The following is a 14,668-nucleotide window of genomic DNA, read 5'->3' as shown; positions in this document are numbered from 1 at the left end:
GGCCGCGCGGGCGCTCATGTCGTACTCCGGAATCGAGGCAAACGAATGAACCACAAGCTCTGGTTGCTCGGACGGTCCGTCACAGTCGGTGCGCACATCATCGGCGAGAAAGTGTTCCGGCCGAAGGCCAGGGATGCCGGGGACGTCCCGGTGTCGGGCGAGACGCTGACCCCACAGTGGCTGACGGCCGTCCTGTGCCGCGATGTCCCCGAGGCCGAGGTGGTCGGGTTCGAGACCTCCAACGGCAGCCGCGGAACATCCACCCGCGTCGCGATTCGCGTCGACTACAACGACGCGGGGCAGCGGGCCGGATTGCCGACCCACCTCTTCGCGAAGACCACGACAGCTTTCTCGCAGCGCATCCTGCTCGGTGGCGGGAAGATGATCGACGGGGAGACCCGTTTCTTCCGGGACTTCCGCCCCCAGCTCGACATCGAAGCGCCGTTCGGCTATTGGGGCGCCGCCGATCCGGCGTCGTGGCGATCGATCGCCCTGATGGAAGACATCGCCTCCACCCGCGGCGCGCGGTTCGTCGAGCCGAACGCCCCGGTCGCGCGGGACCAGATCGAAGATCTGGTGCGCAATCTCGCGCGACTGCACCGCACCTTCTGGGAGCACCCGTCGATCAAGGACCTCAAGACCACGACCGAGGCACTGCAGGCATACCTCGCCGCCATCGACATGAAGAAGCGCTGCGAGGTGGGGCTGCGCCGCGCCGCGGAAGTGGTTCCGGAGTCCCTGCACGGCGAAGCGGACCGGCTGTGGGCCGGTGTCGAGCGGGCGATCGACAACGCGACCAACGAGCTCCCGCAGACGCTGCTGCACGGTGACCCGCACATCGGGCAGACCTATCGAACCGCCGCAGGGCGCATGGGTTTCGTCGACTGGCAGGTGGTGATGCGGGGCGGATGGGCCCACGACTTCGCCTATACCGTCAATTCGGGATGCGAGCCCGAGGACCGCCGTGCCTGGGACCGTGAACTGCTGGCGGCGTATCTGGACGAACTCGGAAGCCTCGACGGCCGGGCTCCGTCGTTCGACGAGGCGTGGCTGGCGTACCGGCAGCAGTCCATGTTCGCTTACGCCGCTTGGGCTTTCACGATCGGCAGGGCGGCGTATCAACCCGAGATGCAGCCCGTGGAGACTTGCTTGACGTTGTTGAAGCGCATCACCACGGCCATCGACGATCACGATTCCCTGCAGGCCCTCGGAGTCTGACACCGAGCCCCGCACCACCGCTGTGGCGTCGCGGCCGGATTCTCGTGCGTGGTGATGATCGCGCGTCCACGCGCTATACCATCGACCGGCCCCGGCGTAGTCCCGGTGAGTTCGCTCCGATGCAGTGTCGCGGTACGGAGCGGTAGTTCAGCAGTCACGTAGTGCAACACCAACAGTTTGGAGTTCGCTCTTTGAGTACGCCGCAATCTCAGGCCCCGGTTCGGACGTGCCCCGTCGTCCACGGCTCGCCGACCGATTCCGACGACCAGCGAGTGCCCATCTACTCGCCCGAATTCGCGGCCGATCCGCACCGTGTGTACCGCGAGATGCGCGGCCGCTACGGATCTTTGGCGCCGGTGGAGTTGGCGCCGGGTGTCCCGGCCACCTTGGTGATCGGCTACAGCACCGCGGTGCGGATCCTCAATGATCCCGAGCACTTCCCCGCCGACCCGCGCGCCTGGCAGAAGGACATCCCCGCCGACTGCCCGATTCTTCCGCTGCTGGAGTGGCGGCCGATGGCCAGTCGTAGCACCGGAACCGACTTCACCCGGTATCGAGGGGCGATCACCGCCAGCATCGATGAGGTCGATCTGTATGCCCTGCACGACATCGTGGAGGGACTCGCCATCCCGCTGATCAACTCCTTCTGCCGAGAAGGGAGCGCCGAACTGATCCGTCAGTACGTGTTCCCGCTGGTCTTCGAGGTGGTGAACTATCTGCTCGGCTGCCCGCCCGAGATCGGGGCGCAGGTCGCCGCCGGTACGGCCGCCCTGCTCGAGGGCGTCGACGCCGAGAAGGGCAATCAGATGCTCGGGGAGGCGCTGATGAGCCTGGTGGCGCTCAAACGAGCCGAACCCCAGCGCGACATCACCTCGGTGCTGCTGCAGCATCCCGCCCAGCTCGATGACGTGGAGGCGTCGCACCACGTGTCGCAGGTCTACGGCACCGGGATCGAATTCCAGCTGAATCTGATCGCCAACACCCTGCTGCTGATCCTCACCGACGAGCGCTTCGGCGACAGCATCCTCGGCGGGAACCTGTCGTCCCGCGACGCCATCGACGAGGTCTTGTTCAACGACCCGCCACTGGCGAACCTGCTGATCACCTACCCGCGCCACCCGATCCTCATCGACGGCGTCTGGCTGCCCGCGCACCAGCCCGTCGTCATCAGCATGGCCGCGTGCAACAACGATCCCGCGATCCGCACCGGCGACTTGACCGGCAATCGCTCGCATTTGGCCTGGGGGCTCGGCCCGCACGCCTGCCCGGCGCGTCCGCTGGCCTACCTGATCGCGCAGGAGGCCATCGACCAACTCCTGGACGCGCTGCCGGAGATCGAACTGAACCTGCCGAACCGGACGCCCGACTGGCGGCCCGGTCCGTTCCACCGGGCCCTGACCGAATTGCCGGTCACCTTCCCGCCGACCGCTCCGCTGAACATCTGACCCAGCCGCGGGCACAGGTCGCGTGGCACCGGTTGTCTCGGCTCGAAGCGCGGCCTGCTCGACGGGCCGGTCGTGGTGTAGTTGCCGGACCGGGCTGCGATCGTGCGGCGCGAGCGGACGGCGGCCGGAAGGATCGCCGCCGGCGGCGCGGTGTCCGGATCTCCGCTGCGGCCCCGCTACTCGGTGGCGGGGCCGCATTCCCGTGCCGTGCACATCAGCCGGGAACTATCAGACCTGCGGCCGGAAATGCGGCCGGTTGGGCGCGCCGGGAGTGAGGTTGGTCGCGCCGCCAGGGGTGAGGGCGGTCTGGCCGCCGGGTGTCAGATTGGTCTGCGGGCCGCACACCAGGTTGGGCCAGCGACAGGTCGGTAGGTTGGGGTCCTGATCGGCATGGGCAACGCCGGCCGTCACCAGGCCCACCCCGAGCAGGACGGGCGCCGCGGCGATCGTCATGGCGCGGGCGAAGCGGCGGGTGCGACGGGTCGAGCGCTGGTCGGTGGCCATAGGGGTGCTCCTTCGTGTCGGTGCTGCGGGGCGGTCCCGCTGTCGTTGTGACGTTGTCCAGCCTCATCGACACAGGACATCGCCGAAAGGACACTCAGGGTGCGCGACGACCACCCCTGCACATGGTTCGGTCCCACCAAGGTGGGTCACCGGCTGCCGCAGGCCAGTCGCTCGCGCAGCACCGTGCGCAGGCCGATGGGTTCGCGGCCGAGCAAGGTGGCCAGCGCCGGGTCGACGGTGGCGAACTCGCCCGCGCGGCTGGCCGCGAAGATGCCCACCAGCTCGGCCGCCCGCTGCGCGGGAACGCCCTGGCCGGTCAGCTGCTGCTGGAACTGCTCGTCGGGGGTGGTGGTCCTCGTCATGGTCCGGCCAGTGACCTCGCTCGCGATAGCCGCGATGTCGTCGAAGGTCAGCGCGCGCCCTCCGGTGAGCGGCGGCGTCGGTCCGTCGAAGCGGCCTTCGTCGGCCAGGATGATGGCGGCTGCCTCGGCGAGGTCGGCATGCGCCGTCCAGCTGACCGGCCCGTCGGCGGGGAGCGCGATCCGGCCGGAGTCCACCGCGTGGTCGAGGAAGTGCACCGCGCTGGCGGCGTAGAAGCCGTTGCGCAGTGAGGTGAACGGCACGCCACAGGCGCGCAGCACCTCCTCGGTAGCGGCGTGGTCGCGGCAGGCCTGGAAGTGCGACGAGGCGCCGGCCCCCATCTGGCTGGTGTACAGGATGCGGCGGGCGCCCGCCGCGACGGCCCCTTCGATCGCGGTGCGATGTTCTGCGACGCACTCTTCGCCCATTTTGTCCACGGAGATGATGAGCACCTGAGAGGCGCCCTCGAAGGCGTGGGCGAGGCTGCGCGGGTCGGTGAAACTTCCCTGCCGTACCCGCACCCCGCGTTCGGCGAATGTCCGTGCCTTCCGTGGGTCGCGGACGCTGACCCCGACGTGCTCCGCGGGTACGCGCGTGAGCAGTTTCTCGACGATCTGACTCCCCAGCTGCCCGGTCGCTCCGGTCACGACGATCATGTGGCACTCCGTAATTCGACTGATGTTTCCAATGGAATCGTAATCACGATATCATTGATACTAACGATGGAATCAACACCGCGATATCGTTGATCCATGACCTCGCATCCAGGCGGCGGCGACGATGCCGCGACCGTCAGATCCGACGCCCCGGCCACGGCACGTGAGCAGACCCGCCGGCGGGTCATCGAGGCCGCCATCGATCTGCTCACGCGCGGGGGTCGCGATGCGGTCACCACACGCGCGGTCGCGGATGCGGCGGGCTTGCAGCCACCGGCCATCTACCGGCTGTTCGGCGACAAGAACGGGCTGCTCGACGCGGTGGCCGAGTACGGCTTCGTCGCGTTCCTCGCCACCAAGCACGTCGATCCCGACCCGCAGGACCCCATCGAGGACCTCAGAGCAGGCTGGGACGTCGCGGTCGAGTTCGGTTCGGCCAATCCCGCGCTGTTCACCTTGATGTACACCGAACCCGCCGGGACCTCGTCGGCCGCCTTCCAAGCGGGCATGGAGATCCTGATGGGACGCATCCGGCGTCTCGCCGCCCGTGGCCTGCTGCGCGTCGACGAGGAACTCGCGGCGCAGATCATCAATGCCACGGCGCGCGGTGCGGTGCTGACCTGGCTTTCGCTGCCCGAGCAGCGGCGCGATCCGGCCTTGTTCACCACGCTGCGGGAGTCCATGGTCGCCGCCGTCACCTATGAAAAGCCGGCCGTGCGTGACCCGGGCCCGGCAGGCGCCGCCCGTGCCTTGCGCGCCGCACTGCCCGAGCAGACGACCCTCAGCAGCGCGGAGCGGCATCTCCTGCGGGAGTGGCTCGACCGCCTTGCCGCCGATGGTTAGATCGCGGGCGTAGTCACCACGCGACCGTCGTGGCCCGGTTGCCACCCGAGATCACGAGATCGCCGTTTCCCGCTCCGTCGGCCACCCCGGCACGCGGATGCCGAGCCGCGGCCATCCGCTGGAGCGCGGCCTCGGTGAAGACCGACAACCCGAGGTCGGGGTTGTAGCCGTGGATTTCCTTGACATCGAGTTCGGCCAGGAAATACAGGATCTCCCTGGAGACCACCTGTCCGGGAACCAGTATCGGGAAGCCGGGCGGGTACGGGACGACGAAGGTGGCCGACACCAGGGACTTCCCCTTGGCGAGCCGTCGCCCGGCCTCGCCGAGCAGCACGTGTTCGCGGTCGGACTCCTCATATCCGGCGTAGAAGGCCGATCGCATGTCGCCGAACGAGCTGGCGCCGTCGGGGCGGAAGGCGCTGTCGAACTCGCTGAAGTCGGGCAGCGCGGGCAGATCCTTGGTGATCTCGTCGATCCGCCGTTGCTGCAGGGCCCGGTCGGCCTTGCCCGCCGCGCTCACGCTGCTGTCGAAGTCGGTGGCCACCCGGCGCAGCACGTCCAGCAGGTGGTGCACGCTGGACCAGGTGACGCCGATCGTGAAGATCAGCAACACGCTGTTGATCGAGGTCTTGTTGATCTGGATGCCGAACCGGTCCATCAGGATCTTCTCGCGGAAGTCGAACCCGTTCATGCCGGTCTTGCCGATGAACAGGGTGACCCTGGTGGGATCGAGCACGAACTGATCGGACCGCCACGCCTCGTTCCACTCCGCCAGGCCACCCTGTCTGACCTGCCGGTAGGAGCTGACGGCGGAGGGACGGAACTGCTCTGGCACCAAGTCGTCCTCGTCGAGGATGCGGAACCACTTGCCGATCAGCCGGTCTTTGCGGACGCGGTGCCGGAACACCAGCGCCATGTCGTAGACGCTGCGGACCAGCTGGAAACCCTCGATGTCGACCTGCCTGCGCGCCAGATCCAACGACGCCAGCAGTTGCTGGTTCGGCGAGGTCGAGGTGTGGGTCAGGAACGCTTCGGCGAACGTCTCGCGGACCAGCGCTTTGAAATCCTGGTCGCGAACATGGATCATCGACGCCTGCCGCAGCGCGGACAGCGACTTGTGGGTGGAATGCGTCGCGTACACCCGGACCCGGGCGCGCGCCGGGTCGGGAAGCAGCCTGCGGTCCCTCCACTCGGCACGGTCGACCTCCCGCATCGAGGCGCGCCACTGGCGGTACTCCTCGGCGTACCCGGGCGAGGCCAACATCGCTTCGAGTTGCTCGGCGGCGACCATCGCGGTCCGCTGTCGAGCCCACGGCACGGCGGTCGCGAACGCGTACCACGCCTCGTCCCACAGGAAGCAGATGTCCGGCTTGATCGCGAGGACCTCTTCCATCACCCGCCGGGGGTTGTAGACGATGCCGTCGAACGTGCAATTGGTCAGCAACAGAATCCGCACTCGGTCCAGCTGTCCGGCGGCCTCGAGGTCCAGGAGCGCCTTCTTGATGGTGTGCAGCGACACGGCCCCGTAGATCGCGAACTGTTCCAACGGGTAGGCGTCCAGATACATCGGGTACGCCCCGGCCAGCACCAGGCCGTAGTGGTGCGATTTATGACAGTTGCGGTCGATCAGGACGATGTCGCCTGGCCGGGTCAGTGCCTGCACGACGATCTTGTTCGCCGTGGATGTCCCGTTGGTGACGAAGTAGGTCTGGTCGGAGCACCACGTCGCGGCGGCTTTGTCCATCGCCGCCCTGATCGTGCCGTGCGGATCCAGCAACGAGTCGAGTCCGCCCGAGGTGGACGACGTCTCGGCCATGAAGATGTTGCGGCCGTAGAACTCGCCCATGTCCTGCAGCGACTTGGAGTTGAAGATGCTGGCGCCACGCGCGACGGGAAGCGCGTGGAACTGGCCGACCGGTGCGGCGGCGTAGGCGCGCAGGGCGTCGAAGAACGGCGTGGCGTAGCGGCCGCGGATGCCGGCGAGCACCGTGCTGTACAGGTCGGTGACGTCGTTGAGCCGATAGAACGTGCGATCGTAGACGTCCGGCTGGTCCTCGGTCTCCGCGGCGATCGACTCGTCGGTGAGCAGATACAGGTCGATATGCGGCCGCAGCTTCTTGATCCACTCGCCGCATTCGATCCAGTCGTGGGTGCGGTCGGTCACGTCCACCGCGTCGTTGGCGCCGAGCAGCGTGGTCATCAGCGGGACCCGGTCGCCCGAGCGGAGCGGGAGGTCGTGGCGGATGATCGCGGCCTGGATCTCGCCGTTCAACGCGGCCGCGGTGATGGCGTCCTCGATGCTGGGCACGACGAGCAGTTCGAACCGCACATCGTCCGACGGGGCGCGCAGCGCCCGCAGGCTCGCCGCGAGGCCATCGGGGACCTCGGGTGGGGAATCGTCGCCGAGCAGGACGGTGTAGAACTGCTGCTGTTCGGCCCTGGCCACGAGTTCCTGATCGGCCAGCGGGGCGGAGGTGTCGAACACCGCCGCGCGGTCGCCGTACTCCGAGAGCAGGCGCACGGCCAGCGACACCTCCTCGGTGAGCCGCACCGTCGCGAGGTCGTCGAGATAGTCACGAAAGGTCGTCAGTCTCGCCGGGCCCGGGTACAGCCAGTACCGCTCGTAGGTGCCGAGGCGATCGAGCAGACGCCGCACCCTGGCGGCCACATGGGTGGTGTCCAGCCCGGCCCGATCGATATCGGCGAGCCTGCGGCACGCGTCATCGAGCAGATTCCACGTGTCGATGCGGGAGTACGACGGGTTCGCCACCGCCGCAAGCGCGGAAACAGAAAGCCCTTTCGGGCGCTCGCCGTCTCGATGCATGTCGTCAGCTCCGCCCCTCGGTGGGCTCTCCGAACAGCCATCTCTGCCAACATTCTGCTCCGCCGACGAGCGAATTCCTAGCCGTCGGTCACCGAGCACGGACCGGGCAGTGCGGAAAAACAGGTATACCCCCGGGCCATTCGGCCGTCGCCGGACGCGGCTTTCCGGGGGAGTCTGGAGCGGAACTTGCAGCATCGTTCCTGGGAGCTTCTGTGCACATGAACCAGCTGAAGAGCAGTCCGGATGCCGTCGGGAGCGGCAGCGCACCGTGCCTGGACATGTTGATGATCAACCGCTGTCTGCGGTGTGAGAAGCTGCTCGCGCCGATCACGTCCGGATGTTCGTCCTGCGGATCCGGCGAACTCGAGCGTGTGCCGTCGTCGGGTGCGGGGTCGGTCGTGTCGTGGCGGATTGTGGACCGGGCCCCGACCGATCGGCCCGGCGGGTTGGTGCCGCTGACGATCGCCATCGTGGCGCTCGACGAGGGCCCGTGGGTCTACACCTCCCTCGAAGGGGAGATCCCCTCGGTGCCCGGCCGGTCCGTGCGCGTTCGATTCCAGCCGCATCCCCCGGAAGGGGGGTTCCCGGTCTTCGCGGTCAGCACCGATTCGCCCTGATCGCGCCGCTGCCGGGCACAGCGTTTGCCAGCGCCGCTGTGGTGCGGGAAGGGTATACGACCCCACCGCATCCGACCTGGCGATATCCTGGGGATACGTCCTCGAGAGGTGGGCAATGGTGGGTTGCCGTGGATGGGGTGAATCGGTGTAGTCGATGACCGATGCCGATCCCTTCGCGACACAACGCGATGTGTCCGGTTCGGTCGCGGCGGAGTTGGCGGCGGCCGGGTTCTGCGACGCCGTGGAGATCGGCCGGGGTGGTTTCGGCACTGTCTATCGCTGCACGCAGGTCTCGCTCGACCGGGTCGTGGCCGTCAAGGTGCTCACCGCCGATCTGGACGAGGACAACCGGGCCCGGTTCTTCCGCGAGCAGCGGGCCGCAGGCAGGCTGACCGGACACCCCAATATCGTGAACATCCTGCACGCCGACGTCGCCGATGACGGTCGCCCCTACATCGTCATGCCGTACTACCCACACGGCTCTCTGGACGCACGGCTGCGCGGCAACGGGCCGCTGGGACTCGAGGAAACGCTGCGGCTGGGGGTGAAGATGGCCGGGGCGCTGGAGGCGGCGCATCACTCCGGCGTGCTGCATCGTGACGTCAAGCCGGGCAACATCCTCTACACCGACTACGACGAGCCCACGCTGGTGGATTTCGGCATCGCACATATCGGAGGCGGGTTCGTCACCGGTTCCGGCATCGTGACCGGCACGCCCGCCTTCACCGCTCCGGAAGTGATCGCGGGCGAGGCGGCGAGCCCGGCCGCCGACGTCTACGGTCTCGGCGCCACCTTGTTCGCCGCGATCACCGGCCATGCCGCGTTCGAACGCCGCGACGGTGAGCAGGTGGTGGCCCAGTTCCTCCGGATCACCTCCGAGCCGGTACCCGACCTGCGCGAGCACGGCATACCGGAGGACGTGTGCGCCGTCATCGAAGGCGCCATGGCCGCCGATCCTGGCAGCCGCCCTTCCGCCGCGGAACTGGGCGAGCAACTTCGAGCGGCGCGAACCCGGCACGGTTTCCCCGTCGACGACATGGCTCGGTACGCCTCGCCCGCGGGCGGGTCCTCCGACCGAAAGTTTCCTTCGACGGGCTCGCGGCCGTTGCGAGCTGCGGAGGCTTCTCCGGCTTCGGGGAGCATCCCGCTGGAGCTGACCAGCTTCATCGATCGGCGGACAGAGTCGACGCGAGCGATGAACGCGTTGTCGAGTTCGCGGTTGGTGACCCTGACCGGGATCGGGGGAGTGGGCAAGACGCGGCTCGCGGTGCAGGTCGCCACCGCCGCGAAACGCGATTTCGCCGACGGTGTGGTGTTCGTGGAGATCGATGAGCTGCGGGACGAATCGCTGCTGCCGAGCGTCATCGCGGGCGCGCTGGGCCTGCAGGACCGGTCGGCGCGGCCGTTACGCGACGTACTCGCCGATTTCCTCGCCGATCGTGAACTGTTGCTCGTGCTGGACAATTGCGAGCAGTTGGTGGCAGCGGTGGCCGACCTCGCCGAGTCGTTGCTTCGCGCGTGTGGTCGATTGCGGATTCTCGCGACGAGCCGTGAGCCGATCGGCATCGCGGGGGAGGCGATCGTGCCGATCCACCCGCTGGCCGTCCCCGACCCCGATCGGCTGCCGAGGAACCCGGCCCGTAACGACGCGATGAGATTGTTCGGCGACCGGGCTGCCACGGCAGTGCCCGGCTTCGAGCTGACCGAGGACAACCAGGTCACCATCGCCAGGATCTGTCAGCGGCTGGACGGGTTGCCGTTGCCGATCGAGCTGGCGACGGCTTGGTTGCGGGTGATGTCGCCGGAGCAACTGCTGGGGCGCTTGAACGATCGGTTCGCTTTGCTCACTCGCGGCAGCAGGAGCGCCCCGCCGCGACAACAGACATTGCGCATGTGCATCGACTGGAGCTACGACCTGTGCACCCCCTCGCAGCAACGCGTCTGGGCTCAGTTGTCGGTGTTCGCGGGCAGTTTCGATGTCGAGGCCGCCCACTACGTCTGCGGCGACGATCTGTCAGCGGGCGACCTCCTGGACATCGTGGCGTTCCTCGTCGACAAGTCGATCCTCACCCGCGAGGAGCCGGGTGACATGGTGCGGTTTCGAATGCTGGACACCGTACGTGACTACGGCCGCGAGAAAGGAGAACGGACCGGTGAATACGACGAACTGTGCCGCCGTCACCGCGACTGGTATCGACAGCTGGCGCTCGACGCGTATGCCGACTTCATCAGCCCCCGCGACTTCGAATGGATCGGCCGGTTGCGCCGGGAACAGGCCAACCTTCGGCAAGCGCTGGAATTCTGCGTCTCCGACGATCCCGAAGCCGGACTTCGGATCGCCATTGCGCTGTTGCCCTTCCGGTTCTCCCACGGCTCACTCGTCGAAGAGCGTGGCTGGCTGGAGCGCCTGCTGGCCCACCGCACCGGCCGCGTCACCGTCGACCAGGCCGAAGCGGTGTACGCCGCCTGCCTCATCGCCGCGGTACAGGGCGACCTGCCGGGGGTGGCCGATCTGGTACGCGACGGACACGCGCTGGCCAGGCAGGCGAGCGACCCGCTGATCGACGCGCACATCGACTTCACCGAGGGACTCCGCGCGCTGTTCGGCGGGAGTCCGTCCGAAGCACGCCCATATCTCGAGAGAGCCCTTCGGGTCTACACCGAGCGTGGCGGCCTGCTCCTGTTCCGGATCGACGCGCTGACCTTCCTGGGGCTCACCCACGGATTCGACGACGACAGCGCGCGGGCTATCGCATGTTACGAGCGCGCGCTCGCGATCATCGAAGAGCACGGAGGGACGATGTACCAGGCCTACGCGCTGTGGGCGCTCGGCATTTGCTGGTGGCGCTGCGGCGAACCGGCGCGCGCGTCTCGCCTTCTCACGCGAGCACTTCGGGTGAGCAGCAGAGCGGACGACCGTACGAACATCGGCATGTGCCTGCAAGCACTGGCCTGGATCGCCGCCGACCAGCAGGATGCCGAGCGCGTGGTCGTATTGACCGCGGCCGCTGAACAGATCGGCCGGTCCGCGGGCACCACGCCGACGCAGTTTCCGGACCTGCTGCGCTACCAGGAGGAGTGCGAGCGCCGAACACGAATTTCGCTCAGCGAGCAGACCTACGCCGCGGCCTATCGGGAGGGCGCCGCGCTGGATATCGATGCCGCGATCGCCTACGCCCTGGGTGAACAGGCCTCGCCCGTTGCGGGCGATCCCACCGGCCGCAAACTGACCAAACGCGAGCGGGAAGTCGCCGAACTCGTCGCCGAAGGCCTGACCAACAGGGAGATCGCCGCTCGCTTGGTGATCTCGCCACGCACCGCCCAGGGGCATGTCGAGCACGTGCTGACCAAACTGGGGTTCACTTCCCGGACCCAGGTCGCGGCGTGGATAGCGGCATCGCACGACAACCGCTCCGGAACATGAGCGACCCCCGCACCTCTGTGCCCGCGGCGTCGCCGAGGCCGGAGCCGCCTGCGAGCACGAGCCGGACCACGCCGCGGCACCGCCGTGCGGAACATTTTTCCTATGACCGGCGCGGCCGGCCGGTCGATAGTGGTGGCCCCGAACAGCGAGAAAGGGCCACACATGAGCGACGACGATCTGCTCGACTTCGAGCGCGATACGTTCACCTATGACGGCAAGACCCGCGCACTCTTTCGCCGGGGCAGCGGTCCCGCCGTGATCGTCATGGCGGAATTTCCCGGCATCTCACCCGAGGTGTTCGACTTCGCCCGCCGAGTGGCGGGCCTTGGATGCACGGCGGTGGTGCCGCATCTGTACGGCAAGCCCGGTCGCGACCCGAGCCCGGCGGCGCACGGCTTGGTCTCCGCGCTGGCGAACGTCGCAGGCCAGTTCGGGCCGATCTGCGTCAGCCGTGAGTTCGTCGTGCTGGCCACCGGCCGCACTTCACCGGTCGTGCACTGGCTGCGGGCGCTGGCCGAATACGAGCACGGCCGGTGCGGCGGACCGGGAGTTGGCGCGGTCGGAATGTGCTTCACCGGTGGTTTCGCCCTCGCCATGGCGGTCGACGACCGTCTGATCGCGCCCGTGCTGTCCCAGCCGGGACTGCCGCTGGGGCTGACCTCCCGGCAGAAGTACTCCATAGATCTGTCCGCTTCCGACCTCGCTCGCGTGAAACAACGCTGCGGCGAAGGACTTTCGGTGATGGGGCTGCGATTCCGCGGTGATCGGCGCTCCCCGGCCGAACGATTCGACTTCCTGCGCGACCAACTGGGTGACGCCTTCATCGCGATCGAACTCGACGACGCCGCCGCCAACCCCGACGCGGTGCTCAGTCCCCACTCGGTCCTGACCGAACACCTCATCGACGAACCCGGCCAACCCACCCGAGCCGCCCTGCATCGGGTACTCGACTTCCTCGGCGGGCGGCTGCTGCCGGATCACCGGCCGATCGGCGAGCGCTCGTAGCCTCCTCGCGCTTCGAGCCCGCCACGCGAACCGGGAGCAGAAATTGTCTCCGCCAACCTCTTGCACTCGCCTGTGGAGAGTGCTAAAAATTATCTGTGTCTAGCGACATAGGTTATCTGAGTTCTCTTCAATAGAGAGTGGAGTGAGCTGGAGGTGACGACCATGTTGATGCGCACCGATCCGTTCCGGGACTTGGATCGTCTGACCGAACAAGTGTTCGGCACCCCGGCCCGGCCGGCGGTGATGCCGATGGATGCCTGGCGGGACGGGGACGAGTTCTTCGTGGAACTCGACCTGCCCGGCGTCGACCCTGATTCGCTGGATCTGGACGTCGAACGCAACGTGGTCACCGTGCGGGCCTCGCGCCCACAGCTGGATCCGGGGCGGGCGATGATCGCCTCGGAACGCACTCGCGGCGTGTTCAGCCGTCAGCTGTTCCTGGGCGAGAACCTCGACACCGATCACATTCGCGCGGACTACCGCGACGGGGTGCTGCGGTTGATCGTCCCGGTGGCGGAGGAGGCCAAGCCCCGCAAGATCGAGGTCACCTGCGCCGGGCACGAGCGTCAGGCGATCAACGCCTGAGCGCGGGTGCTGCCGCACCGGAGGTCTGCGTCATGACCGCCGTGGCCGACGTCGGCGCACCCGAGTTGTCGTGGCTGGATGACCGGCTGCTCGCGCTGGATCCGGACCTCGAAGAGTTGTTCGGCGAGGTGGACGACATCCTGCGCGGGGCACAGGCGCGATGGCGGCCACGACCGGGCCGGGCGCGTCCGAGCAATAGCCGGCGACCGCGGCAGCCGCCCCGGTTGCGGGGGCGGCGTCCGGAGCCGGCGCCCGCGACCCAGCGCAGCCCGCCCGCGCGCCCGCTGCGACTGGATGGCCGACCAGGAGTGAGAGCGAGGTGATGCGCGTATCGCACAAGAGCACAACATGATTCCGCGGCCAGCGGAACACGACCTGCCGCACCCGCATCGAGCAGACCGGCTCCCGGCTGTGTCCGGGCATTGACGGTCGCCGTGCCCGCCACCGGAAGTGGCACCGGGCAGGCGCTGTTCCGCCCGTCAGCGGAAGTTCATCGACACATGTCCTTCGATCCCTTCTGTCGACGGGTGGGCCCGGTCGGCGCAGAGCGCCGGGCCCACCCGGCCCTTCGCCGGACTCCCGCACGATCACGGTTCGAGGAAGGAGACCGCCATGTCCACGTTCCCGTACGGCAGCGACACCGATCGCGCCGGCCAAGACACCCTCGTCTACGACCATGACCGCGACATCGGCCTGGACCCCGCGGCGGTGCACCCGCTGGCCGAACGCATTCGTGCCGCGTTCGACACCGCCGCTCTCACCGACCGCATCGACCAAGCCTGGATCACCCCGGACCCGTATGACGACTACGACCTCGCCTACTGACCGCATCCCGCACCTCGACCCGCACACCGAAACGGAGCTACCGCGCTGGCAGCACGGGCACGTCGCCTGGTTCAACACCGAGAAAGGCTTCGGCTACCTCACTCCCGACCGCGGCGAGCCGGTATTCGCCGAGTATCGCGTCATCGCCACTCCCGGCTACAAAACCCTCACCGCCGGGCAACCGGTGATCTTCACCTACACCGACACGCCTCGCGGTCCCGAAGCCACCCAGATCATTCCGTACACCCGCACCGGCACCACTCCACGTCCCGCACCGCATCGCCAGCGCGGCGACCACGGGAGATCGACTCGCCCGCGCCGACCTCACCGCCGGTACCGCCCATGAACGTCGGCGGTACGGG

13 protein-coding genes are annotated in these 14,668 nt (G+C 67.9%); 10 read left to right on the top strand and 3 right to left on the bottom strand.

Annotation, left to right across the window (positions count from 1 at the left end; genetic code table 11):
- Window positions 1-45 precede the first annotated feature (45 nt).
- Both U3653_RS22425 and U3653_RS22420 read left to right on the top strand, forming a co-directional pair.
- Window positions 46-1,218 (top strand): aminoglycoside phosphotransferase family protein, encoded by a 1,173-nt coding sequence (locus U3653_RS22425; protein WP_195081530.1) that lies wholly within the window; start codon window positions 46-48, stop codon window positions 1,216-1,218.
- A gap of 191 nt (window positions 1,219-1,409) precedes the next feature.
- On the top strand, window positions 1,410-2,663 hold the full coding sequence (locus U3653_RS22420; RefSeq protein WP_195081531.1) for a cytochrome P450 family protein: 1,254 nt from the start codon (window positions 1,410-1,412) through the stop codon (window positions 2,661-2,663).
- Window positions 2,664-2,891: 228 nt separating this feature from the next.
- On the opposite strand, the gene U3653_RS22415 is transcribed toward U3653_RS22420, so the two are convergent.
- Entirely contained in the window at window positions 2,892-3,167 is a 276-nt protein-coding gene (locus U3653_RS22415) for a hypothetical protein (protein WP_195081532.1), read from the bottom strand.
- 146 nt (window positions 3,168-3,313) lie between these two features.
- Complete coding sequence (locus U3653_RS22410; protein ID WP_195081533.1) at window positions 3,314-4,183, bottom strand: NmrA family NAD(P)-binding protein; 870 nt, start codon at window positions 4,181-4,183, stop codon at window positions 3,314-3,316.
- A gap of 96 nt (window positions 4,184-4,279) precedes the next feature.
- Here U3653_RS22410 and U3653_RS22405 point away from each other — a divergent pair, with 96 nt between their 5' ends.
- Window positions 4,280-5,026 carry a TetR/AcrR family transcriptional regulator gene (locus tag U3653_RS22405; RefSeq protein ID WP_195081534.1) on the top strand — a complete coding sequence of 249 codons (747 nt, stop codon included), beginning with the start codon at window positions 4,280-4,282 and terminating at the stop codon, window positions 5,024-5,026.
- 13 nt (window positions 5,027-5,039) lie between these two features.
- Here U3653_RS22405 and U3653_RS22400 read toward each other — a convergent pair whose 3' ends face one another.
- Window positions 5,040-7,850 (bottom strand): aminotransferase class I/II-fold pyridoxal phosphate-dependent enzyme, encoded by a 2,811-nt coding sequence (locus U3653_RS22400; protein WP_195081535.1) that lies wholly within the window; start codon window positions 7,848-7,850, stop codon window positions 5,040-5,042.
- 218 nt (window positions 7,851-8,068) lie between these two features.
- Between U3653_RS22400 and U3653_RS22395 the strand changes: the two genes are divergently transcribed.
- The 7 genes from U3653_RS22395 to U3653_RS22365 all read left to right on the top strand — a co-directional run bounded on the left by U3653_RS22395 (window position 8,069) and on the right by U3653_RS22365 (window position 14,652).
- A complete protein-coding gene (locus U3653_RS22395; protein ID WP_195081536.1) occupies window positions 8,069-8,467 on the top strand; it encodes a Zn-ribbon domain-containing OB-fold protein in 399 nt (132 codons plus the stop codon).
- 154 nt (window positions 8,468-8,621) lie between these two features.
- Entirely contained in the window at window positions 8,622-11,891 is a 3,270-nt protein-coding gene (locus U3653_RS22390) for a protein kinase domain-containing protein (protein ID WP_195081537.1), read from the top strand.
- Between the two features lie 162 nt (window positions 11,892-12,053).
- The gene (locus tag U3653_RS22385; protein ID WP_195081538.1) at window positions 12,054-12,896 is read left to right on the top strand and encodes a dienelactone hydrolase family protein; all 843 of its coding nucleotides are present in this window, start codon (window positions 12,054-12,056) and stop codon (window positions 12,894-12,896) included.
- Between the two features lie 147 nt (window positions 12,897-13,043).
- Entirely contained in the window at window positions 13,044-13,481 is a 438-nt protein-coding gene (locus U3653_RS22380; protein ID WP_323124324.1) for an Hsp20/alpha crystallin family protein, read from the top strand.
- 32 nt (window positions 13,482-13,513) lie between these two features.
- On the top strand, window positions 13,514-13,804 hold the full coding sequence (locus tag U3653_RS22375) for a hypothetical protein (protein ID WP_195081539.1): 291 nt from the start codon (window positions 13,514-13,516) through the stop codon (window positions 13,802-13,804).
- 289 nt (window positions 13,805-14,093) lie between these two features.
- The gene (locus U3653_RS22370; protein WP_195081540.1) at window positions 14,094-14,306 is read left to right on the top strand and encodes a hypothetical protein; all 213 of its coding nucleotides are present in this window, start codon (window positions 14,094-14,096) and stop codon (window positions 14,304-14,306) included.
- On the top strand, window positions 14,281-14,652 hold the full coding sequence (locus tag U3653_RS22365; protein ID WP_195081541.1) for a cold-shock protein: 372 nt from the start codon (window positions 14,281-14,283) through the stop codon (window positions 14,650-14,652). The genes U3653_RS22370 and U3653_RS22365 overlap by 26 nt, the downstream gene beginning before the upstream one ends.
- The last annotated feature ends 16 nt before the right edge of the window (window positions 14,653-14,668 follow it).

This window comes from Nocardia implantans (assembly GCF_035544775.1).
Lineage (GTDB): Bacteria > Actinomycetota > Actinomycetes > Mycobacteriales > Mycobacteriaceae > Nocardia > Nocardia implantans.
The sequence above is the reverse complement of the archived record's forward strand: the minus strand, read 5'-3'. Positions and strand labels throughout refer to the sequence as shown.

What these genes read in the sequence shown, in the direction of transcription:
- U3653_RS22415 (WP_195081532.1), bottom strand. Translation starts at nt 3,167, where the DNA reads ATGGCCACCGACCAGCGCTCGACCCGTCGCACCCGCCGCTTCGCCCGC.
- U3653_RS22400 (WP_195081535.1), bottom strand. Translation starts at nt 7,850, where the DNA reads ATGCATCGAGACGGCGAGCGCCCGAAAGGGCTTTCTGTTTCCGCGCTT.
- U3653_RS22385 (WP_195081538.1), top strand. Translation starts at nt 12,054, where the DNA reads ATGAGCGACGACGATCTGCTCGACTTCGAGCGCGATACGTTCACCTAT.
- U3653_RS22390 (WP_195081537.1), top strand. Translation starts at nt 8,622, where the DNA reads ATGACCGATGCCGATCCCTTCGCGACACAACGCGATGTGTCCGGTTCG.
- U3653_RS22365 (WP_195081541.1), top strand. Translation starts at nt 14,281, where the DNA reads ATGACGACTACGACCTCGCCTACTGACCGCATCCCGCACCTCGACCCG.
- U3653_RS22395 (WP_195081536.1), top strand. Translation starts at nt 8,069, where the DNA reads ATGAACCAGCTGAAGAGCAGTCCGGATGCCGTCGGGAGCGGCAGCGCA.
- U3653_RS22410 (WP_195081533.1), bottom strand. Translation starts at nt 4,183, where the DNA reads ATGATCGTCGTGACCGGAGCGACCGGGCAGCTGGGGAGTCAGATCGTC.
- U3653_RS22375 (WP_195081539.1), top strand. Translation starts at nt 13,514, where the DNA reads ATGACCGCCGTGGCCGACGTCGGCGCACCCGAGTTGTCGTGGCTGGAT.
- U3653_RS22405 (WP_195081534.1), top strand. Translation starts at nt 4,280, where the DNA reads ATGACCTCGCATCCAGGCGGCGGCGACGATGCCGCGACCGTCAGATCC.
- U3653_RS22370 (WP_195081540.1), top strand. Translation starts at nt 14,094, where the DNA reads ATGTCCACGTTCCCGTACGGCAGCGACACCGATCGCGCCGGCCAAGAC.
- U3653_RS22425 (WP_195081530.1), top strand. Translation starts at nt 46, where the DNA reads ATGAACCACAAGCTCTGGTTGCTCGGACGGTCCGTCACAGTCGGTGCG.